The 20,857-nt window shown below is 72.7% G+C and carries 19 protein-coding genes and 1 pseudogene; 14 read left to right on the top strand and 6 right to left on the bottom strand.

Features of this window, described 5'->3' with window-relative positions; translation table 11 throughout:
• Window positions 1-19 precede the first annotated feature (19 nt).
• Window positions 20-967, bottom strand: coding sequence for an ATP-binding protein (locus M2283_RS01995; RefSeq protein ID WP_280874160.1), 948 nt, complete (start codon window positions 965-967; stop codon window positions 20-22).
• A 114-nt stretch (window positions 968-1,081) separates the two neighbouring features.
• Here M2283_RS01995 and M2283_RS01990 point away from each other — a divergent pair, with 114 nt between their 5' ends.
• From M2283_RS01990 to M2283_RS01970, 5 genes are read left to right on the top strand one after another with little or no spacing between them, the layout of a single operon-like run.
• On the top strand, window positions 1,082-1,618 hold the full coding sequence (locus M2283_RS01990) for a GNAT family N-acetyltransferase (RefSeq protein WP_280874159.1): 537 nt from the start codon (window positions 1,082-1,084) through the stop codon (window positions 1,616-1,618).
• Between the two features lie 7 nt (window positions 1,619-1,625).
• Window positions 1,626-3,116 (top strand): ABC transporter substrate-binding protein, encoded by a 1,491-nt coding sequence (locus M2283_RS01985; RefSeq protein WP_280874158.1) that lies wholly within the window; start codon window positions 1,626-1,628, stop codon window positions 3,114-3,116.
• A gap of 3 nt (window positions 3,117-3,119) precedes the next feature.
• On the top strand, window positions 3,120-4,892 hold the full coding sequence (locus M2283_RS01980) for an ABC transporter permease subunit (protein WP_280874157.1): 1,773 nt from the start codon (window positions 3,120-3,122) through the stop codon (window positions 4,890-4,892).
• Window positions 4,889-6,160, top strand: a complete 1,272-nt coding sequence (locus M2283_RS01975; RefSeq protein ID WP_432423010.1) for an MDR family MFS transporter — start codon at window positions 4,889-4,891, stop codon at window positions 6,158-6,160. The genes M2283_RS01980 and M2283_RS01975 overlap by 4 nt, the downstream gene beginning before the upstream one ends.
• A 10-nt stretch (window positions 6,161-6,170) precedes the next feature.
• Entirely contained in the window at window positions 6,171-6,608 is a 438-nt protein-coding gene (locus M2283_RS01970; RefSeq protein ID WP_280874156.1) for a GNAT family N-acetyltransferase, read from the top strand.
• Window positions 6,609-6,698: 90 nt separating this feature from the next.
• Here M2283_RS01970 and M2283_RS01965 read toward each other — a convergent pair whose 3' ends face one another.
• Window positions 6,699-7,487 (bottom strand): CDP-alcohol phosphatidyltransferase family protein, encoded by a 789-nt coding sequence (locus tag M2283_RS01965; RefSeq protein WP_280874155.1) that lies wholly within the window; start codon window positions 7,485-7,487, stop codon window positions 6,699-6,701.
• A gap of 107 nt (window positions 7,488-7,594) precedes the next feature.
• On the opposite strand from M2283_RS01965, the gene M2283_RS01960 reads away from it, so the two are divergent.
• The 5 genes and pseudogenes from M2283_RS01960 to M2283_RS01940 form a co-directional block, all read left to right on the top strand.
• Window positions 7,595-8,566, top strand: a complete 972-nt coding sequence (locus tag M2283_RS01960) for a zinc-dependent alcohol dehydrogenase (RefSeq protein WP_280874154.1) — start codon at window positions 7,595-7,597, stop codon at window positions 8,564-8,566.
• A 118-nt stretch (window positions 8,567-8,684) separates the two neighbouring features.
• On the top strand, window positions 8,685-9,083 hold the full coding sequence (locus M2283_RS01955) for a 6-pyruvoyl trahydropterin synthase family protein (protein ID WP_280874153.1): 399 nt from the start codon (window positions 8,685-8,687) through the stop codon (window positions 9,081-9,083).
• A complete protein-coding gene (locus M2283_RS01950) occupies window positions 9,080-10,264 on the top strand; it encodes a glycosyltransferase family 4 protein (RefSeq protein WP_280874152.1) in 1,185 nt (394 codons plus the stop codon). Before M2283_RS01955 ends, M2283_RS01950 begins: the two co-directional genes overlap by 4 nt.
• Window positions 10,261-11,313, top strand: a complete 1,053-nt coding sequence (locus M2283_RS01945; RefSeq protein ID WP_280874151.1) for a class I SAM-dependent methyltransferase — start codon at window positions 10,261-10,263, stop codon at window positions 11,311-11,313. The genes M2283_RS01950 and M2283_RS01945 overlap by 4 nt, the downstream gene beginning before the upstream one ends.
• A pseudogene (locus M2283_RS01940) lies at window positions 11,310-12,488 on the top strand (lysylphosphatidylglycerol synthase transmembrane domain-containing protein); the annotation flags it as partial. The gene M2283_RS01945 and the pseudogene M2283_RS01940, both read left to right, overlap by 4 nt.
• A 143-nt stretch (window positions 12,489-12,631) precedes the next feature.
• Here M2283_RS01940 and M2283_RS01935 read toward each other — a convergent pair.
• Window positions 12,632-13,396 (bottom strand): creatininase family protein, encoded by a 765-nt coding sequence (locus M2283_RS01935; RefSeq protein WP_348538890.1) that lies wholly within the window; start codon window positions 13,394-13,396, stop codon window positions 12,632-12,634.
• Window positions 13,397-13,435: 39 nt separating this feature from the next.
• On the opposite strand from M2283_RS01935, the gene ribA reads away from it, so the two are divergent.
• The 4 genes from ribA to M2283_RS01915 all read left to right on the top strand — a co-directional run bounded on the left by ribA (window position 13,436) and on the right by M2283_RS01915 (window position 17,514).
• Window positions 13,436-14,095 (top strand): GTP cyclohydrolase II, encoded by a 660-nt coding sequence (gene ribA / locus M2283_RS01930; RefSeq protein WP_280874149.1) that lies wholly within the window; start codon window positions 13,436-13,438, stop codon window positions 14,093-14,095.
• A gap of 74 nt (window positions 14,096-14,169) precedes the next feature.
• Complete coding sequence (locus M2283_RS01925; RefSeq protein WP_280874688.1) at window positions 14,170-15,309, top strand: NAD(P)/FAD-dependent oxidoreductase; 1,140 nt, start codon at window positions 14,170-14,172, stop codon at window positions 15,307-15,309.
• A complete protein-coding gene (locus M2283_RS01920; RefSeq protein WP_280874148.1) occupies window positions 15,306-16,367 on the top strand; it encodes a saccharopine dehydrogenase in 1,062 nt (353 codons plus the stop codon). Before M2283_RS01925 ends, M2283_RS01920 begins: the two co-directional genes overlap by 4 nt.
• A complete protein-coding gene (locus M2283_RS01915) occupies window positions 16,360-17,514 on the top strand; it encodes a saccharopine dehydrogenase family protein (RefSeq protein WP_280874147.1) in 1,155 nt (384 codons plus the stop codon). Before M2283_RS01920 ends, M2283_RS01915 begins: the two co-directional genes overlap by 8 nt.
• Window positions 17,515-17,547: 33 nt before the next feature.
• Here the strand turns inward: M2283_RS01915 and M2283_RS01910 are convergent, their stop codons facing one another.
• The 3 genes from M2283_RS01910 to M2283_RS01900 form a co-directional block, all read right to left on the bottom strand.
• Entirely contained in the window at window positions 17,548-18,777 is a 1,230-nt protein-coding gene (locus M2283_RS01910) for a serine hydrolase domain-containing protein (RefSeq protein WP_280874146.1), read from the bottom strand.
• 65 nt (window positions 18,778-18,842) lie between these two features.
• Entirely contained in the window at window positions 18,843-20,231 is a 1,389-nt protein-coding gene (locus M2283_RS01905) for an MFS transporter (protein ID WP_280874144.1), read from the bottom strand.
• Complete coding sequence (locus M2283_RS01900; protein ID WP_432423009.1) at window positions 20,228-20,824, bottom strand: TetR/AcrR family transcriptional regulator; 597 nt, start codon at window positions 20,822-20,824, stop codon at window positions 20,228-20,230. Before M2283_RS01900 ends, M2283_RS01905 begins: the two co-directional genes overlap by 4 nt.
• Window positions 20,825-20,857 lie beyond the last annotated feature (33 nt).

Genomic DNA, 20,857 nt, shown 5'->3' with positions numbered 1-20,857 from the left:
GTGCGGGGGGCATTGGTCTTTACGGCAGTGCCGTCGGGCCCGGTACGAAGTCCGGGTCCACCTGGGAGGCCAGGTCCAGGCCCGTTGCCCGGTCCGCCCACGCCCGGGCGTTGCGCAGGTGGAAGTCGACGGCGTGGCGGTGCAGGGTCGGCCAGTCCCTGGGGTGGGCGTCGACCGTCTCGCGGAGGACGTTCAGGGCGTGGCGGTTGTGCGGCTCCAACTCGCCCTGGGTGCGGCCCTGTTCGGCGGCCCGCACCCAGGGGGACTGGACCAGGTGGGTCAGGAGGTCGTCGCCCACCTCCTCCTTGAGGAAGAGCAGGTCGTCCTCGCCCGTCACCTTGTTGCCGACGACCGCGATCCGGACGCCGAACTCCCGGGCGTGGTCGCGGTACTGGCGGTAGACGGAGACGCCCTTGCGGGTCGGTTCGGCCACCAGGAACGTCAGGTCGAAGCGGGTGAACAGGCCCGACGCGAAGGCGTCCGCGCCCGCCGTCATGTCGACCACCACGTACTCGCCGGGGCCGTCGACCAGATGGTTCAAGTACAGCTCCACCGCGCCGAGTTTGGAGTGGTAGCAGGCCACCCCGAGGTCGCTCTCCTCGAACTCGCCCGTCGCCATCAGCGGTACGTCACCCGCCCGGACCACGTGCCGGGCGTGCACCTCGTCGTCGCCGAGCAGGCGCAGCAGGCGTGAGCCGCGCCCCGGTGGTGTGGTCTTGATCATGGCCTCGCGGGAGGCGATGCGTGGGTTGGTGCCGCGCAGGAAGTCCTTCAGCTCGCCCAGGTGGGCGCCCAGGGGAGGGGCGGTGGCGGGTTCGGTGTCAGGGTCCAGCGCCGCGGCCAGGTGCTGGTTGATGTCGCCGTCGATGGCGAGCACGGGTGCGTCGGAGCGGGCCAGGTGGCGGGCGAAGAGGGCCGACAGCGTGGTCTTGCCGCTGCCGCCCTTCCCGACGAAGGCAACCCGCACTACCGGACCGCGTTTTTGAAAATGAATGTCATGTGGGTAGGTTTTAGGGGTCGGCCGCGAGGCTGTCAAATCGAGGCGATCAAGGTTCAAGGGGCTAATGCATATGATGTGCAAGTGCTTGACTACTGCATCAGGGCGGCGCGCCCGGACGACCTCGACGGTGCGCGAGCCGTGATGCTCGACACCGTCTACCGCGACTTCGGCACCGGCTACGTGCCCCGCTGGCACGGCGACATCATCGACCCGGCCGCCGCCTACCTGGCCCCCGCCCGCCACACCCTCCTGGTGGCGCTCGACCCGGCCGACGGCACCGTCGTCGCCACCGGCGCCCTCGACTCCCGCGGCCCGGCCCACCCGCCGAACCCGCGCGATCTCGCCGAGCGCTACCCCTCCGGCGAGACCGCCCAACTGCGCCGGATCTACGTCCGCCCGGACCACCGCCGACGCGGCCTCGCCCGGCGTCTGGTCGGCGAGCTGCTCGCGTTCGCCGCCGCCGACGGCGACTACCGCGCCGTGTACCTGCACACGGATCCGGCGGTGCCGGGCGCCGAGCCCTTCTGGCGGTCGCTCGGCAAGGTCGTGCTCGACGAGCGCGAGGAACCGGGCGGCGGCCAGGGGATCATCCACTTCGAGATACCGATGGGGCGGTAGACGCACCGTGCACCGTTTTCGACTTCTGCTCGCTCTCCTCCTCGCCCCGGCCCTGACCGGCTGCTTCGCCTCAGGCGGTGCCGAGGACGCGGCCGGTGACGCGAAGGACGGCTCGCGACTGCGGGTCGCCCTCGCCTTCCCGCCCGCCGAGAACCTCTCCCCGTACGGCGCCGACGCCACCATCCTCAGCCGCCTCGGCATCACCGAGAGCCTGACCGCCCTGGACGCCAACGGCGCCGCGGCCCCCGCGCTCGCCGCCTCCTGGCGCCGCGAGGACGACCGCAGTTGGCTGTTCACCCTGCGCGAGGCCACGTTCCAGGACGGCACGGACGTCACCCCGGCCGCCGTCGCCACTTCCCTCACCCACGCCACGGAGGCGAAGCCCGCGCCCGCGGCCCTCTCCGGCGTCACCCTCAAGGCCCAGGCCGACGGCGACTCCGGCGTCCGGATCACCACGGACCGGCCGGACCCCGTCCTGCCCCTGCGCATGTCCAGCCCGAGCCTCGCCGTCCTGTCGACGAAGGCCTACGGCAAGGCCGGCGCCGTCGATCCGGCCGGCACCGCCACCGGCCCCTTCGAACTCACCGACGTCACCGGCGCCACCGCCGCGAGCCTCGACCGCTTCGACGACTACTGGGGCGGGCGGGCCCAAGCCGCGGGCGTGGACGTGAAGTTCATCGCCGACGGCACGGCCCGCGCCGCCGCCCTGCGCACCGGACAGGCCGACCTCGCCGAGGCCATCCCCGTCGCCCAGGCCGCCACCCTCGACAAGGCGACCCGCGAGGAGACGGCCACGACCCGCACCACCAGCCTGCTCCTCAACACCGACTCGGGCCCCTTCAAGGACCCGAAGCTGCGGGCCGCCGCGCGCGAGGCCGTCGACACCGGCGCACTCGCCGACGGTGTCTACGAGGGACACGCGGACGCCGGAGCCGGCGTCTACGGCCCCGCCGTCACCTGGGCCGAGGGCAAGCGCAAGCGGCCCGCCGGGCGCGCCGAGCCCGCGGCCCCCGACGGCACGAGGATCACCCTCGCCACGTACGACAACCGGCCCGAACTCCCCGAAGTCGCCCAGGTGTTGAAGCAGCAGCTGGAGAAGGCCGGGTTCAGGGTCGAGCTGGAGGTGCGCGAGTACTCGCGATTGGAGAGCGACGCGCTGGAGGGGAAGTTCGACGCCTTCGTGCTCGCCCGCAACACCCTGGTCGACACCGGTGATCCCGTCGCCGTGCTGGCCAGCGACTTCACCTGCGACGGCGGTTACAACCTGGCGCTGCTGTGCGACAAGGACGTCGACCGGGCCGTCGCCGAGGCGGAGGGCGTCGCCGACACCGCGAAGCGGCAGGACGCGGCGATGGCGGCCGAGGCCGCGATCCTCGGCACCGACGCCGTTGTCCCCCTGGTCCACCAGCGGATCATCACCGGCGTCGGCACCTCGGTCCGCGGCGCGCTCCTCGACCCGTACGAGCGCACCCTCGTCGGCACCGGCACCCGGCGCTGACGCGTGCGGCACCGAGTGATCGCGCTGCTGTGGCGCGCCGGTCTAGCGGCCGCCCTGGTGTGCGGCATCGGCCTGCTGCCCTGGCTCTCGCGCACCGACCCCGCGCTCACCGTCCTGAAGGCGCGCTCGGCCGACCGCGACCCCACGTCCGAGGTGCTGGCCGCCATCCGGTCCCAACTCGGCCTCGCCGACGGTCCGTTGGCGCTCCTCGGGCGCTGGGTCGGCGGGCTGTGGCGCGGGGACGCGGGCCGGTCCTGGATCTCCGGGACCGAGGTCACGCCCGCCGTGCTCCAGGCGCTCGGCGCGTCCCTGCTGCTGATGGCGGTCGCGCTCGCCGTCGCGGTCGTCACGGCCGGGCTGGTCTGCGCGCCCACCCTCAACCGGCAGGGCCGCAGGGGGCGTTCGGCCGGCGGCGGTTCCGCCGTGCTCGCCGCGCTGCCCGAGTTCCTCACCGCGTCGATCCTCGCGACCGTCGTCGGCGTGCAGTTGGGCTGGCTGCCGGCGCTCGGCTGGTACGGCCCGCAGTGGACGGTGCTGCCCGCGCTCGCCCTCGGTCTGCCCGCCGGGGCCGTGCTCGGTCGGCTCCTCGACGACCTGCTGCCCAGCGCCTTCGCCGAACCGTGGGCGCTGGCCGCCGCCGCGCGCGGACTGCCGAACCGGCGCATCGCACAGCAGGCCGTACGCCGCTGTCTGCCCGGACTCCTGCCCAACGTCGGCCTGTTCGTGGTCGGGATCACCGGCGGCTCCGTCGCCGTGGAGCAGATCTTCGACATCCCCGGCCTCGGCCGCACCACCCTCCAGGCCGCCCTCGCCCAGGACCTGCCCGTCCTCCAGGCCGGCACCCTGCTCCTCCTCCTGCTCGCCGCCGCCTCCACAGCCGCCGCCCGGCTCGCCACCCGCCTCCTCATAGGCCCGGCCCTGCGCGACGGCACGCTCCCCTCCCTGCACCGCCCGACCCCACCCGCCCGCACCGTCCAGCCCTTCCTCTACGGCGGGGTCCTGCTCGGCGTCGTCGCGCTCGGCCTGCCCCGCGACCCACTCGCCCTCGACACCGGCCAACGCCTCCGGTCCCCGTCCTGGACCCACCCGTTCGGCACGGACGCCCTGGGCCGGGACGTGCTCGCGCGGGTCGCTCACGGCGCCCTCGACACCCTGCTGCTCGCCCTCGCGATCGGCACCGTCACCCTGCTGGTCGGCGTGCTGCTCGGGCTCGTGCCCCGGCTGTCCGGGCCGCTCGTCGACACCGTCAACGCCGTGCCGCCGGTGCTCGGCGCGCTCCTCGTCACCGCCGTCGCGGGCAGCGGTGCCGGCACGCCCGCGCTCGCCGTCGGGGCCGTCGCCTGGGCGCCGCTCGCCACGCACACCTCGGCGTTGCTGCGGCAGGAACGGGCCGCCCTGCACGTGACCGCGACACGCGGCCTGGGCGCGGACCGCCGGTATCTGCTCCGGCACGAACTCCTGCCCGCCGTACTGCCGTCCGTCACCCGGCACGCCCTGCTGCGCCTGCCGGGCATCGCCCTCGCGCTGGCCTCACTCGCCTTCCTCGGCCTCGGCGCCCAGCCACCCACCCCGGAGTGGGGCCTCCTCCTCGCCGAGAACCAGCCCTACGCCGAACGCGCCCCCTGGGCCGTCCTCGCACCGGCAACAGCGCTCGCCCTGCTCGGCGCGCTGGCCGTGAGCGCGGCCGGGGGAGTGCGGTGGCCGCGACGTCGTAGAGCGGCTGTCGCGGTCGTCGAACAGCCCGCGCGGGCAAGGGAGTTGGTGGGCGCCGAGTGACCGTGCCGGCGGTCGGTCTGCGGAAGGTTGAGGGTGGCGTCCGGCTCACGCCCCTTCTGAAACTCCTGATTCTCACTCAACTCGCCTTCAACATCGGCTTCTTCGCCGTGTTGCCCTTCCTGTCCGAGCATCTGGGGCAGGCGATCGGGATGGCGGGGTGGCTGGTCGGGCTCGTGCTCGGGCTGCGGACCTTCAGTCAGCAGGGGCTGTTCGTGGTGGGCGGGGCGCTGGCGGACCGGTACGGGATACGGCCGGTGGTGCTGGCGGGGTGTGTGCTGCGGATCGCCGGGTTCGGGTGGCTCGGGTACGCAGGGGAGACCTGGTCGGTCGTCGGGGCGGTGCTGCTGATCGGATTCGCCGCCGCACTGTTCTCGCCCGCCGTGGAGTCCGAAGTCGCCCGGCAGGCGGTGCTGTTGGAGCAGTCGGGCGGTGGTTCGCGTACCCGCGTCCTGGCGTTGTTCACGGTGGCCGGACAGGCGGGGGCCTTCGTCGGGCCGTTGCTGGGTGCGCTGTTGCTCGGGGTGGACTTCCGGGCCGTGTGCCTGGCGGGCGCCGGGATCTTCGTCCTCGTCCTCGCCGGCCACGCGTGGCTGCTGCCGCAGCACATCCCCGGCCGCGCGCGGACCCGGCTGAAGGGCGGCCTGCCCCTGCTCCTGCGCAACCGCCGCTTCCTGGCGCTGTGTTGTGCCTACGGCGCCTATCTCCTCGCCTACAACCAGCTCTATCTCGCGCTGCCCGCCGAGGTGGAGCGCGCGGTGGGTTCGCAGGCGCCGCTGGCCTGGCTGTTCGCGCTGTCGTCCCTGCTCGTGGTGACGGCCCAACTCCCCGTCACCGGCTGGGCGACAACGCGCCTCACCCTGCGCCGCTCCATGGTCATGGGCCTGGTCCTCATCGCGACCGGCTTCGCCCTCGTGGCCGCGGCCCGCCCCGCCGACACGACCGGCACGACGGCGCTGCTGCCCGCCGCCGGCTTCGTCGTCCTCCTCACCCTCGGCCAGATGCTCATCGCACCGGCCGCCCGGGCCTGGATCCCCGACCTGGCGCAGGACGGCCGACTCGGCCTCTACACAGGGGCGTTGTCCTCGGTGTCCGGCCTCATCGTGCTGGCGGGGAGCTCGGCGACGGGCATGCTCCTCGACGCGGGTTTGCCGCCGGCGGTGCCATGGTTGGTGCTGGCGGTGGTGCCGGTCGTGGCGATCGGGGCGTTGCCGCGGAGGCAGGAGGTAGGGGAGCGGCGGCTGGAGCTGAGGCGACGGTCGCGTCGATAAGGTCCACCCCATGGACATCCAGGTGGAGATCGCCCGCAAAGCCGACCAGGAACTCGTCGACGCCTTCGGCCGGTTGCTGCCGCAGCTGTCGCGGTCGGCCAAGGCCCTCGACGCCGACGCGGTCGGCCGCATCCTGGCCTGCGACGCCAACACCGTGCTCGTCGCCCGGGCCGACGGGGAGATCGTCGGCACGCTGACCCTCGTCATGTTCCCGGTGCCGTCCGGGCTGCGGGCCCGTATCGAGGACGTCGTCGTGGACGGAGCCGCGCGGGGGCATGGAGTGGCAGGGCTGCTGACGCGGAAGGCTCTGGAGGTAGCCCGGGAGGCCGGGGCCCGTACCGTCGATCTGACCTCGCGGCCCGACCGGGAGGCCGCGAACCGGCTCTACGAGCGGCTCGGGTTCCAGGTCAGGGAGTCGACGGTGTACCGGTCTGCGCTCGACGGGTGAGGGCGCGGCGCGTGCTCATGGTCGCCGCCCGTCGGCAGAGCCGCCGGCGTCGGTCGGGACGCCGTGGCTTCGGGCGACGTCCCTCGTCGCTCAGGAGCTGACCGTCTCGCGCTCCGGCTCCCGCTCCGCCGCCAACTCCAGCATCTCCTCGACCTCGCCGTCCTGGACCCGGGAGGTCCGGTGGAGCCAGAGAACGTCGCGGCCGAAGGACCAGGTCAGGAGAGCCAGCGCGGTGGCGGCGACGGCGAAGGTCGGGCCGTAGGGCAGGTAGCCGGAGGCGGCGAGGAGGAGGAAGACGCCCTGGAGGGCGGCGACCGTCTTGCGGGCCGTGCTCGGGGGGAGCGGGGCGTTCAGCCAGGGCCAGACGCGGGCCGCCGCGACGAAGGCGTAGCGCATGCCGCCGATCAGCATGACCCACGGGCCCAGGCTCATGGAGAGGTAGATGCTGAGCACCAGGATCAGGAACGCGTCGACCTCCATGTCGAAGCGCGCGCCCAGCGGGGTCGAGGTGCCGGTCGCCCGGGCGACCTTGCCGTCCACACCGTCGAGGATCAGCGCGACGGCCGTGAGACCGACGAACAGCGTGACCGGCGGCGAGCTCTCGAAGGAGTCCGCGACCAGGGCCGTCACACCGCCCACCAAAGTCGCCCGACCGAGGGTCACCCGGTTGGCCGGGCCGAAGGACCGCGGCCGGCTGCGATGCAGTGCCCGTGAGAGCACCGCCCACGTGGCGACGGCGAAGGCGAGGCCGGTCAGCCAGCCCGCCGGCCCCATGCCGATCGCCGTACCGAGCAGAGCCAGCAACAGGATCTGTAGACCCGCTCCCACAGCGGTCTCCTGCTGGACCAGCCTTGCGTCGTAAGTGTTGTTCAGGGCCACCGCACACCCTCCGGCCAAGTGACAAGTCGATCAACGCCGCGTACTGTGCGCGGCCTGTGCACACCTCCGTACGTGCACCACTTCCCGATCGTTCAGGAGGAGGCCGGATGAACCGCATCGCTCGCGCGTTCTGGCTCAGCCGTCCGGGTCAAGGAGAGCTGCGGGACGTAGACCTGCCGGAACCCGAGGCGGACGAGGTTGTGGTGCGCGCGCTGTACTCAGGAGTCAGTCGTGGCACGGAGACACTCGTCTTCCGCGGCGGCGTCCCGCAGAGCCAGCACGCGGTGATGCGGGCCCCCTTCCAGGAGGGCGACTTCCCCGCCCCCGTGAAGTACGGCTATCTGAGCGTGGGCGTGGTGGAGCAGGGGCCCGAGGAACTCGTGGGGCGCACGGTCTTCTGCCTGTATCCCCATCAGACGCGGTACGTCGTCCCGGCCGCCGCCGTCACCGTCGTACCGGACACCGTGCCCGCCGAACGCGCGATCCTCGCCGGCACCGTCGAGACCGCCGTGAACGCCCTCTGGGACGCGGGCCCGATGATCGGCGACCGGATCTCCGTGGTCGGCGGCGGCATGGTCGGCTGCTCGGTGGCCGCCCTGCTCGCCAGGTTCCCGGGCGTACGGGCGCAACTGGTCGACGCCGACCCGGCGCGCGCCGAGATCGCCAAGGCCCTCGGCATCGACTTCGCACTGCCCGCCGACGCGCTCGGCGACCGCGACCTCGTCGTGCACGCCAGCGCCACCGAACAGGGCCTGGCCCGCTCGCTGGAACTGCTGGCCGCCGAGGGCACCGTCGTGGAACTGAGCTGGTACGGCGACCGGAAGGTCGGCCTCCCGCTCGGCGAGGCCTTCCACTCCCGACGGCTGACCATCCGCGCCAGCCAGGTCGGCACCGTCTCCCCGGCCCGCGCGAGCCGCAGCTACGCCGACCGGCTCGCCCTCGCCCTCGACCTGCTCGCCGACCCGGCGCTCGACGCGCTCATCACAGGGGAAAGCGCGTTCGAAGAGCTGCCCGAGGTGCTGCCGAAGCTGGCAGACGGTGTCATTCCGGCCCTCTGTCACCGGATCCGGTACCCCTGACCTTGAGAAAAGAGTGAGAGTGGGCTGAACGCGGGGAAACGAAGAGCCGTACTACACGGCATCCCCCGGGCAGCAAACGGCCGGGGGACCAGACGCGCCGCACCTGGAGGGTCGTCCGTTGTTCAGTGTCACCGTCCGCGATCACATCATGATCGCCCACAGCTTCCGCGGTGAGGTCTTCGGACCCGCACAGCGCCTGCACGGAGCGACGTTCCTGGTGGACGCCACATTCCGGCGCGAGCAGCTGGACGACGACAACATCGTCGTCGACATCGGACTCGCCACGCAGGAACTCGGCGCCGTTGTCAGCGAGCTGAACTACAGAAACCTCGACAACGAGCCCGAGTTCGCCGGGATCAACACCTCGACGGAGTTCCTGGCCAAGGTCATCGCCGACCGGCTCGCCGACCGCATCGAGAAGGGCGCGCTGGGCGAAGGAGCCCGGGGCATCGCCGCGATCGCCGTCGCACTGCACGAGTCGCACATCGCGTGGGCGAGTTACGAGCGTGCGCTGTGACCGACACGACCGTGGACCGTGCGCGGCTCGGCTACGTGCCCCTGCAGCAGTCCGCCCCGAGGAAGAACGTAGAGATCCTGCCCATGTCCCTGCGCTCCGTGCACTTCGTCATGCCGGGCGGTGTCGACGACCCGGCCGTACCGAGCGGCGGCAACGCCTATGACCGACGCGTGAGTCTGGACCTGGCCGGCTTCGGCTGGCAGGTCCACAAGCACGCGGTGGACGGCAACTGGCCCCGACCCGGCGCGAGTGCCCGGGCGGAACTCGCCCGTACGCTGCGGGAGTTGCCCGACGACTCGATCGTCCTGCTGGACGGCCTGGTCGCCTGCGGGGTCCCCGAGGTCGTCGTCCCCGAGACGGAGCGGCTGCAGCTCGCCGTCCTCGTGCACCTCCCGCTCGGCGACGAGCGCGGGCTCGACCCGGCGGTGACCGCCGAGCTGGACGCCCAGGAACGCGACGTCCTGCGGGCCGTCCCCGCCGTGATCGCCACCAGCGACTGGGCGGTGCGCCGCCTGGTCTCCCACCACGGCCTGGCCCCCGAGCGCGTCCATGTCGCCGCCCCCGGCGCCGACATCGCGCCGATCGCCTCCGGCACCGACGGCGTCTCGCGGCTGCTGTGCGTCGCCTCGGTCACCCCGCGCAAGGGGCAGCACCGACTGGTCGAGGCACTGGCCGCGGCGGCCGACCTGCCCTGGAGCTGCGTCTGCGTCGGCGGCCTCGGGCAGGACCCCGAGTACGTCGCCCGGCTGCGGACGCTGATCGCCGAGCACGGCCTCCAGGACCGCATCCACCTCGCCGGCCCGCAGGCCGGCGCCGAGCTCGACGCGACCTACGCCGCCGCCGACCTCATGGTCCTCACCTCGTACGCGGAGACCTACGGCATGGCGGTCACCGAGGCACTCGCCCGCGGCATCCCGGTGCTCGCGACCGACGTCGGCGGGCTGCCCGAGGCGGTCGGCCGCGCACCCGACGGCGGGGTGCCCGGCATCCTCGTCCCGCCGGAGGACCCCGCCGCACTCGCCGTCGAACTGCGCGGTTGGTTCGGCGAGGCCGATGTACGACGCCGGCTGAAGGCCGCTGCCCGGGGCCGGCGGGCCGCCCTGGACGGCTGGGCGACCACGGCCCGCAGTCTCGCCGGAGTACTGGGCCGGCTCCCCAGCGAACCCAGGAGGGCCGCATGAACAGGACGGCACAGGCGAGCGGAAGGATTCCGGCCCAGCCCGGACCCCGAGAGGCTCGTATCGCAGAGTCGGCGCGGCAGGAGCGGGGTGTCGGAGTGCAGGACGTGAGCGACGTGGTGACGGAATCCCAGGAGCCGGGTGCCGTGATTCCCGGCGCCGGGCCCAGCTCCCGCCCCGGCGAGCGCGCCACCGTACGGCTGCGGGAGACCGGGCCCGAGGAGCCGCCGCGCTACGCCCCCGAGTGGCTGGAGCTGCGCGAGCCGGCGGATGCCGACGCGCGCGCCCACGACCTGCTCGACCCGCTGCGCATCCGGCTCGCCAACCTGCCGGGCAAGGCCGGCCTGGTCATCCACGACCTCGGCTGCGGCACCGGCTCCATGGGCCGCTGGCTCGCCCCCCGCCTGGACGGCGCCCAGCACTGGATCCTGCACGACCGCGACCCCTACCTGCTGCACTTCGCGGCCGTCGCCTCCCCGAGGTCGGCCGCCGACGGCAGCCGGGTCACCGTCGAGACCCGCCGCGGCGACGTCGCCCGGCTCACCCCGGACGCCCTCCTCGGCGCCTCCCTGGTGACGGCCTCCGCGCTGCTTGACGTCCTCACCCGCGAGGAGATCGAGACCCTGGCCGCCGCCTGCACCGGCGCCGGCTGCCCGGCCCTGCTCACGCTCTCGGTCGCCGGCCGCGTCGAACTCACCCCGTCCCACCCGATGGACGCGGAGATCGCCGAGGCGTTCAACGCCCACCAGCGCCGCGACGGACTGCTCGGACCGGACTCGGTGACGGTGGCCTGCGAGGCGTTCTCCGAGCGCGGCGCGACGGTACGCCTGCACCCGAGCGCCTGGCGCCTGGGTCCCGCGGAGTCCCAGCTGACGGCCCAGTGGCTGCGCGGCTGGGTCGGCGCGGCCGTCGAGCAGCGCCCCGATCTCGCAGCGCGCGCAGAACGGTATCTGCAGGACCGCCTGGCCGCCTGCGAGGCCGGTGATCTGAACGTAGTGGTCCACCACAGCGACCTCCTGGCGCTGTCCCGCCCGACGGGGAGCGCGGCATGAGCGTGGAGACGGTACGGGCGCACGTGGTCCGGCGCGCGCCGGCCGAGCGCAAACGACGGCCCGGCAAGGGCGCGCCGGGCGGCGAGACCCGGGTGGCCGACGGGCTGAGTCCCGTTGCTCCGGCGGGCGTTGCCGTCGCGGTGCGCGGTGACGAGGTCGCCGGTGCGTCGAGCAGGACGCCGGTCGAGCGCGTCGGGGCCGTGGCCCTCCCCGACCGGCCCCGGTTCGTTCCCGGCCCGCCGGCCGGTGCCGCCGTCTCCAAGGACCGTATCGGCGTCATCGTCTCCGCCGCCCGGTCCGACGCGGGGTCGCGGCCGGCCTGGTGGCGGCGGGCGCTGGCGGTGGTCAACTCCCGTGCCGTGCGGACCCACTTCGGGACCGTCGCCGGGGTCGCCATCCTCGCCGCCCTGCTGTGGCGGCTCGGCACCGGGGTGTTCCTGGACGGGCTGAGTCGCATCGACGGGTCGACGCTGCTCATGGCGCTCGCGATCGGCGTGGTCACGACCGTACTCAGCGCGTGGCGTTGGGCGTTGGTGGCCAGGGGGCTGCGGATCGCGCTGCCGCTCGGTCCGGCCGTCGCCGACTACTACCGCGCGCTGTTCCTGAACGCGGCGCTGCCCGGCGGCGTCCTCGGCGATGTGCACCGCGCGGTACGGCACGGGCAGAGCGCCGGCGACATGGGCCGCGGTGTCCGGTCGGTCGTCCTCGAACGGGCCGCCGGACAGATCGCGTTGACGGTCTTCGGCGGAGTGGTCCTGCTGACCATGCCGTCCCCGGTGCTCGCCGAGAGCCGGCACTTCGCGCCGCTGGTCGCGCTGGCGGTGGTCGGCGCGCTCGCCGTCGTCCTCGCCGTCCGCATGAACCGGGCGCCCTCCGCCTCCACCTCCCGCCGCGGTCGTGCCGTCCGCGAGACGCTCGCCGAGGCACGCGAAGGACTCCTGTCCCGCCGCAACGGACCGGGCGTCGTCGTCTCCTCCGTCCTCATCCTGGCCGGCCACATCGCGATGTTCGTGCTCGCCGCCCGGGTCGCCGGCTCCGCCGCCTCCGTCGCCGCCCTGCTCCCGATCGCCGTGCTCGCACTGGTCGTCATGGGACTCCCGCTCAACGTCGGCGGCTTCGGCCCCCGAGAAGGCGCCACCGCCTGGGCGTTCGGCGCCGCGGGCCTCGGCGCCAGCACCGGACTCGCCGTCTCCGTCGTCTACGGCGTACTCAGCTTCGTGGCCGCGCTGCCGGGCCTCGCCGTACTCGTCGCGCGCTGGTACACCGGCCTGCGCGCGGGCTCCGGGACACCCCCCACGGCCCCGGAACCCGCCGCCGACTATCCGCGCCCGTCCGCCGAGGTGAGCAGCGAGAAATACGCGCCGAAGGAATCCGTGAGGCTCGCCAGGAGTTCCTTCCCCTTTTCCGCGGAGCCCAGCGAGGGGCGTCCGATGACACCCGAGTCGGTATAGCCGGACATACCGAGGGTGAGCAGATGACGTCGGTCGTCCGCGACGAAATCGGAGGTCTCGTAACCGGGTCGAAGGAATTCGGGGTGAGTGTGCAGAAGGATGGAGGTCTCGATTTCTCCCGCATGCATGTCGGTCAGCGGCGAGGTGGCCACCCCCGCCCGCCGCAGCGCCTCGTCCCAGTCCTCCACGGCCGGGAACAGCGCCATCCGCTCGCCGCGGGCGGAGGATTCCTGAACGACGTTGCCCAGTACGTAGTTTCCGCCGTGCCCGTTGACCACCACCAGGGCGTCGACACCGGAGCGGCGGAGCGAGGCCGCGATGTCGTTCACCACCGCATGCAGGGTAGTCGAGGAGATGCTGACGGTTCCGGGCCAGGCCGCGTGCTCGTGCGAGCAGGCCACCGTCACCGGAGGAAGGAGGTGCACCGGGTACGCCGCGGCGATCTCCCGGGCCACGGCACAGGCGACCAGCGTGTCGGTCGCCAGCGGAAGGTACGGACCGTGCTGCTCGAAGCTGCCCACGGGAAGGACGGCCACCTGCGTTGAGACACCCGCCGCCCTGGTCCGTACGTCATCCGTAGTGTCCGTCGGCACCAGACCGTATGCCGCCGCATGCGCGCCCGAACCACTCATTTCTTCACGGCCTTTCGTCTCTGTTTAGGAATCAGAATCATGACAGATAAAGTCGGCGTACTCGGCAAGAAGTCACCGCAGCGCACGGGCGTGGAACGTATCGTGAATGCGCCGCTGCCCACCGTGTACGGGCAATTCCGGGCGGTCGGTTACATGGATCACGACCGCGGTGACGAGCAAGTGGCCCTTGTGCACGGCGAGATAGGCGCCGAACGCGTTCTCGTCCGGCTGCACTCCGAGTGCCTGACCGGCGACGCGTTCGGCTCCCAGCACTGCGAGTGCGGCGACCAACTCGCCTCCGCACTGCGTGCCGTGGTCGCCGAAGGCAGCGGCATCATCGTCTATCTGAGGGGCCACGAGGGCCGCGGCATAGGCCTGCTCGGCAAGTTGCGCGCGATGGCCCTGCAGGCCGAGGGCCTGGACACGGTCGAGGCGAACCTCGCGCTCGGACTGCCGGTGGACGCCCGCGACTACGGCGTCGCCGCCGACATCCTGCACGACCTGGGCGTGAACTCCGTCCGCCTGCTCTCCAACAACCCGCGCAAGCGCGAGTCGTTGCTCGCCCACGGCATCGAGGTGGCCGAGACGGTGCCGCTGCTGATCCCGCCGTGCGAGAGCAACATCACCTACCTGCGCACCAAGCGGGAGCGGCTCGACCACATCCTGCCCCACCTGGACGCGGTGGCCCACCTGTCCTGAATACCGGCGCGGGGGCCCGGACAGGAAGAAGGGGTGACCGACCCCGACAACCCTCTGGAGGCTCGCCCGTGAAGATGCAGGCCAGTGCCGTCGTGATCGGCGGCGGAGTGATGGGCGCCAGCGTCGCCTACCACCTCGCCGCCGCCGGTGTGCGGGACGTCGTACTCGTCGAGCGCGACGAACTCGCCTCCGGCTCCACCTCGAAGGCCGCCGGCGGAGTGCGGGCGCAGTTCTCGGACGAGCTCAACATCCAGCTGGGCGCGCGGAGTCTGGAGGCGTTCGGGCGGTTCGAGGAGGAGACCGGACACGACATCGGCCTGCACCGGGTCGGCTATCTGTTCCTGCTGTCGACGCCCGAGGAGGTCGCCTCCTTCGAGGCGGGCGTGCGGCTGCAGAACTCCCTCGGGGTGCCGAGCCGCATGATCACCCCGAAGGAGGCCCACCGGCTCTCCCCGCTGATCACCACCGACGGCCTGCTCGCCGCCGCCTTCTCGCCGGACGACGGCCACTGCACCCCCGAGGCCGTCGTCCAGGGCTACGCCTCCGCCGCCCGCGTCCACGGCGCCCGCATCCTGCGGCACACCGAGGTCACCGGCGTCGAACTGCACGGCGACCAGATCACCGCCGTCTCGACCACCCTCGGCCGGATCGCCACCGACACGGTGATCTGCACGGCGGGCCCCTGGTCCCGGGCCGTGGGCGCGATGGCCGGCGTCGACCTGCCCGTGCAGCCGCTGCGCCGCCAGGTCGCCGTCACGGAACCGGTCCCGGACCTGGCACCGGACCTCCCCATGACCATCGACTTCACCAGCAGCCTCTACTTCCACGCCGAGGGCCCGGGCCTGCTGCTCGGCATGTCCGACCCGGACGAACGACCCGGCTTCGCCACCGACACCCACGACCGCTGGATCCCCGGCCTGTACGCGGCCATGGAGCGCCGCGCGCCGGCCCTCCTCGACCTGCGCCGCACCGGCGGCTGGGCAGGGCTGTACGAGATCACCCCGGATCACAACGCCCTGATCGGCGAGGCGACTTCGGTCTCCCGCTTCCTCTACGCCACCGGGTTCTCCGGCCACGGCTTCCTCCAGGGACCCGCCGTCGGCGAGGTCGTCCGCGACCTGTACCTCGGCCGCGTACCCTTCGTGGACGTCCGTCCCCTGAGCGCCGGCCGGTTCGCGGCCGACGCCCCGCGCCCGGAGGCCAACCTCGTATGACCGAACTCCACCTGTGGCTGCGCCACGAGGACCGCGACACCGAACGACGCACGCCGGTCGTGCCGTCCGACGCGCGGCGGCTGCTCGCCGCCGGAGTGACGCTGACTGTGGAGGAATCACCGCACCGGATCTTCCCGATCGAGGAGTACGAGGCGGCCGGCTGCCGGATCGCGCCCACGGGATCGTGGGTCTCGGCACCGGCGGACGTCGTCGTCATCGGCCTCAAGGAACTCCCGGACGAACCCGCCGGGTTGATCCACCGGCACATCTTCTTCGGCCACGCCTACAAGCGGCAGCCTGGCGCCGAGGCCCTGCTGCGGCGCTTCGCCGCCGGGGGAGGCAGCCTCTTCGACCTGGAGTACCTCGTCGACGAGGACGGCCGGCGGCTCGCCGCCTTCGGCTTCTGGGCCGGCTACCTGGGCGCCGCCCTGGCCGTGCTCCAGCACCGGGGCAGGCTCAAGGCGCCTCTGGCGCCCACGTCCAAGGCGGAGTTGGACGAGACCCTGCGACCCGCCGCCGGAGACGCCGAGTTCACCGGGCTGGTGGTCGGCGCCCTGGGCCGCAGCGGCCGGGGAGCCCGCGTCGCCTTCGCCACGGCCGGGGTCGAGCCCACCTGCTGGGACCTCGCCGAGACCCGCGACCTGGACCGCCCCGCCCTGCTCGCCCACGACGTCATGGTGAACGCGGTCCTCGCCACCACCCCCGTCCCGCCCTTCCTGCGCGAGGCGGACCTGGACGATCCCGGCCGCCGCCTGCGCACCCTGTGCGACGTCACCTGCGACGTCGGCTCGCCCCTGAACGTCCTGCCGGTCTACGACCGCACCACCGACTGGACGGACCCGGCCCGCCGACTGCGCGAGGAACCCCCGCTGGACCTCATCGCCATCGACAACCTGCCGTCCCTGCTGCCACTGGAGTCCAGCACCGACTTCTCCGCGGCCCTGCTGCCGCAGCTCCTGGAGTTCGGAGTGGGCGGACCGTGGGGGCGCGGTCTGGATCGCTTCCACCAGGCCGGCCGTGAACTCGGCATCGAGGAAGGGGAGTCCCGTCATGTCTGACCGGGTTCCGGCAAGTGGCACCGTGCACTGGGTGGGCGCGGGGCTGTCCACGGGCAGCGGCCTCGCCCGCCTCTGCGACACGGCTGAGCGGGTCTTCCTGTGGCACCGCACCGAGGAGCGGGCCGCCGAGGCCCTCGACCGACTGGACCTCACCGGCCGCGCCGAGCCCCGCGCCTACTCCCTCCCCACGCTCACCGCCGAACTGGCCCCCGGCGACACCGTCGTATCGATGCTGCCCGCACCGGAACACGCCGGAATCCTCGTCGCCTGCGTCGGGGCCGGAGCCCACTTCGCCTGCTCCAGTTACGTCTCCGACACCGTCCTCGAACAGGTCCCCGAGGCGACGAAGGCCGGCCTGGTCGTCCTCACCGAGGCCGGGCTCGACCCGGGCATCGACCACCTCTTCGCGCACAGCCTGGTCGCCCGCGCCCAGGAGGCGATCGGCGGGAGTATGACAGCTTCGTACGCCTTCACCTCGTACTGCGGCGGGATCCCCGCCGTGCCGAACGACTTCAGGTACCGCTTCAGCTGGGCACCCGCCGGTGTCCTCAACGCGCTGCGCTCGCCAGCCCGTTACATCGAGGGCGGCGCCGAGACCGTCGCCGAGCGGCCCTGGGAGGCCACCCGGCGGCACCTGCTCGACGGGGAGGAGTTCGAGGTCTACCCCAACCGGGACAGCGTGCCCTTCGTCGAGCAGTACGGGCTGCCGGCGGGCTGGGAGGCGCGGTCCTTCGTGCGCGGCACGCTGCGCCTGGAGGGGTGGCTGACCGCCTGGGCCGAGGTCTTCGAGGAGCTCAAGGCCGGGGACGACGAGCGGATCGCCGCCCTGGCAGGGGAGTTGGCGGCCCGCCACCCGACCACGGACGCGGACCGCGACCGGGTCGTCCTCGCCGTCTCGCTCGACGTGCGCGCCGAGACGGGGCGTACCTGGTCGGGCAGCTATGTCCTCGATCTGGTGGGCGACGCGGAGGAGAGCGCCATGGCCCGCTGCGTCTCCCGACCGCTCGCCCTCGGGGTCCGGCACATCCTGGACGGCACCCTGCCGGCCGGTCTGAACCGCGCCGCCGAGACGGCGGCCCGGTCGGACCAGTGGCTGGGCGAACTGGCCGGTGAGGGAGTGGACTTCACCCTCCGTGTCGACGAGTAGCCGATGACCGGACGGTAAGGGGCGGGCCCCGGCTCAGTCGGTGATGGCCTCGTGCACGAACTTCTTCAGGTCGAGGATCATCGTGTGCGAGGTCTTCGGTCGCACCTGCGTGTAGAACTGCACGGTGAGATCGCGGCTCGGGTCGACCCAGAACGTCGTGGTCGCGGCGCCGCTCCAGCCGTAGGTGCCGAGCCCGAGGGGCGCCAGGGTGCGGTCCGGGTCGATCACCACCGAGACACCGAAGCCGAAGCCGATGCCGTCGTTGCCGGGTTCGTCGTGGGCCGGGTGGCTGCCGAAGACGCGCAGGTCGACGCGGCCGGGCAGGTGGTTGCTGGTCATCAGGTCCACCGTCTCGGGGGCGAGCAGGCGCACCCCGTCGAGTTCGCCGCGACGGCGCAGCAACTCCATGAAGCGGTGCACGTCGTGCGCCGAGGCGACCATGCCGCCGCTGCCGGACAGGAAGCGGGGCCGACCGCGCAGCGGCAGACCGGCGATCGGCTCGATCCCGCCGCCGTCGGACTCGCCGTACAACTCCGAGAGCCGGCGGGCCTGTTGGTCCGTGACGCAGAATCCGGCGTCGGTCATGCCGAGGGGGCCGAAGATCCGCTCGGCGAAGAAGGCGTCCAGCGGCTGCCCGGAGACCACCTCGATGACCCGGCCCATGACATTGCTGGCGACCGAGTAGTTCCACTGCGTGCCCGGCTCGAACTGCAACGGCAGGCTCGCGTACACGTCCATGGTCCGCGGCAGGTCGGCGCCCGCCGGCACCGACGACTCAAGACCCGCCTCGCGGTAGAGGGCGTCGACCGGGTGCGAGTGGTAGAACGCGAAGGTCAGGCCCGCGGTGTGGGTCAACAGGTGCCGGATCAGTATGGGTTGGGCCGGCGGACGGGTCTTGGTGTCGGCCCCGGACCCGCTCTCGTACACCTGGACGTCGCCGAAGACCGGGAGATGACGGGAGACCGGGTCGTCGAGCGACAGCCTGCCCTCCTCCACGAGCATCAGTGCGGCGACCGCGGTGACCGGTTTGGTCATGGAGTAGATCCGCCACAACGTGTCCGGCTCGACCGGCAGTCCGGCCGCGATGTCGCGCCGGCCGTGGGCGGTGAGGTGGGCGACGCGTCCGCCACGGGCCACGGACACCAGGTAGCCCGGCAGCCGGCCCTCGTCGACGTAGTGGGCGAGGTACTGGTCGAGGCGGTCCAGCGCCTTCGCGTCCAGTCCGGCCTCGCCCGGGTCGACCTCTTGTCGCAGCTGTGCCATCGCTCTCCTCCGAATACGTTCGTCGAGGCGCGATCCCGCATACCCCGCGGGAACGCCCTCAGACCTCATGGTCGCGCAGGAACGGGGGCCCGGTCCCCAGGTTGACCGGGATTGATCGCAGAGAAGGAACCTTTCGGCAACGCGACACCAGTCACCGCACCCGCCCCGGCGACGCCCGTGAGCACCAGCAGAGCGGGCCCGTGACCGCCTCCGAGCCCCGTCAGCGTGGTCGCGAGGGCCACCCCCAGCGTTGGCCCGATGTTCATCGCGGTCTGCTTGAGACCGCCCGCCACACCGGCCGACTCCACGGGCGCCTGCCGGACGACGACATGCGTGATCGCCACCATCACCGTCCCGAACCCGGCGCCGAGCAGAGCGAACGCCGTGCAGAGCGCGAGCGTGCCGGACGCCCGCGAGAGCAGCAGGATCCCGGCGGCGAGCACGACCATCGCCCCCACCGTCGTACGCCGGGTTCCCACCAGGCGCAGCAACAGCGCGCAGCCGGGCGCCGCGAGGATCATCGCCACGGCAAGCGGCAGGCTGAGCAGGGCTGTGCGGAAGGCGGTGAGACCGAGGGTGTCCTGCAAGAGGAAGGCGGCCACGAACACCGTGCCGTTCAGGGCGGCGGACGCGGCTAGGAGGACGCCGAGGGCGGGGCGGATGCCGGGTGAGTGGATGACGTCGGCCGGTATCAACGGGCTTGCCGCGCGGCGCTCGTGGCGGAGGAAGACGGCACCGGCGGCTGCGGCCACGGCCACCGAGAGCCCGGCCACGCTCATGGCGGTCGGGCCGTCGTCCGACAGCGCGACGAGGGCTTGGACGAGGGCGGCGAGAGTGAGGGCCAGGAGGAGGGCGCCGGGGAGGTTGAGGGGGGTGGTGGGGTGGGAGCGGTGGGGGTTGGCGCCGGCGCGCGCGGTGAGCGCGAGCACGCCGAAGACGAGGGTCGGTACGACGTTGAGGTAGAAGGCGGCCCGCCAGCCAGGGCCGGCCACCAGCGCACCGCCGAGCACCGGACCGGCGGCCGCGGCAAGCCCGATCGCGCTCGTCCGGATCGCGATCGGCATCCGCAACCGGTCGGGTGGATAGGCGGTCCGCAGGATGCCGAGCGTGGCCGGTTGCAGCAGCGCTCCGAACACGCCCTGGACGGCGCGCAGTCCGATCACCCAGCCGACTCCGGGCGCGAGTCCGATGCCGGCGGACGTCACTCCGAAACCCAGCATCCCGATGGCGAAGGTGCGTTGATGCCCGTACCGGTCGCCGAGCCGTCCCGAGAACACCAACAGGCTCGCCACCGCGATGAGATAGGCCGTGCTGGTCCATTGGACCTCGGTGAAGGAGGCGCGCAGATCGCGTTGCAGGGTCGGCCGTGCCACGCCGAGAACCGTGCCGTCCAGGGCGACGACGGCGGCCCCCGCCACGCTGCTCGCCAGCGTCAGGGTGCGGCGCTGCCTCACTCGCCGCTCCCGAGGTGGGCGTCGAGCGCCGCGTGCAGCAAGGGCGCGAAATCCTCGGCGCCGGTGGCGAGTTGGAGGCTGCCCCAGTTCCAGAGTTGGGCGATGCCGTGCAGGTTCGCCCACAGGGCACCCGCCACCAACCGCGCGTCCAGGTCGGGACGGGCCACGCCGACAAGCTCCACCAACCGCCCGAACAGCGGCAGGCTGGTGTCCCGCAGCCCCAGATGACCGCTCTCCAACAGGTCATGACGGAACATCAGCTCGTACATGCCGCGGCTGTCCAGCGCGAACTGCAGATACGCGCCTGCCAGCGACGCCAATTGCTCCCGCGCGGGCGCCGGTCCGTCCCCGTGCTCAACCACAGCCGACGCCCGCTTCCCGAGCTCGGCGAAGCCGCGGCGCGCGATGGCGGAGAGCAGTTCCAGGTGGGTCGGGAAGTAGCGGCGGGGTGCTCCGTGCGAGACGCCCGCTCGGCGCGCGATCTCGCGCAGGGTCAGCGCTTGCGCCCCCTCCTGGGCGACCAGATCCACACCGACGTCGACGAGTCGGGCCCGCAGCCCGGTCTCCGTTTCATCCACTTCCTCCAAAGGCATAGACACTGTCTACCAAATGGCCGTAGACAGTGT

It is taken from the genome of Streptomyces pseudovenezuelae (assembly GCF_029892565.1).
Classification (GTDB): Bacteria; Actinomycetota; Actinomycetes; order Streptomycetales; family Streptomycetaceae; genus Streptomyces; species Streptomyces pseudovenezuelae_A.
Note: the sequence above shows the minus strand (reverse complement) of the source record. Positions and strands in the feature narration are given on the sequence as shown.

Bases quoted from the DNA above. Each gene is read 5' to 3' on its own strand.
- M2283_RS01970 (WP_280874156.1), top strand. From the start codon at position 6,171: ATGGACATCCAGGTGGAGATCGCCCGCAAAGCCGACCAGGAACTCGTC.
- M2283_RS01960 (WP_280874154.1), top strand. From the start codon at position 7,595: ATGAACCGCATCGCTCGCGCGTTCTGGCTCAGCCGTCCGGGTCAAGGA.
- M2283_RS01945 (WP_280874151.1), top strand. From the start codon at position 10,261: ATGAACAGGACGGCACAGGCGAGCGGAAGGATTCCGGCCCAGCCCGGA.
- M2283_RS01935 (WP_348538890.1), bottom strand. From the start codon at position 13,396: ATGAGTGGTTCGGGCGCGCATGCGGCGGCATACGGTCTGGTGCCGACG.
- ribA (WP_280874149.1), top strand. From the start codon at position 13,436: ATGACAGATAAAGTCGGCGTACTCGGCAAGAAGTCACCGCAGCGCACG.
- M2283_RS01925 (WP_280874688.1), top strand. From the start codon at position 14,170: ATGCAGGCCAGTGCCGTCGTGATCGGCGGCGGAGTGATGGGCGCCAGC.
- M2283_RS01920 (WP_280874148.1), top strand. From the start codon at position 15,306: ATGACCGAACTCCACCTGTGGCTGCGCCACGAGGACCGCGACACCGAA.
- M2283_RS01915 (WP_280874147.1), top strand. From the start codon at position 16,360: ATGTCTGACCGGGTTCCGGCAAGTGGCACCGTGCACTGGGTGGGCGCG.
- M2283_RS01910 (WP_280874146.1), bottom strand. From the start codon at position 18,777: ATGGCACAGCTGCGACAAGAGGTCGACCCGGGCGAGGCCGGACTGGAC.
- M2283_RS01900 (WP_432423009.1), bottom strand. From the start codon at position 20,824: ATGCCTTTGGAGGAAGTGGATGAAACGGAGACCGGGCTGCGGGCCCGA.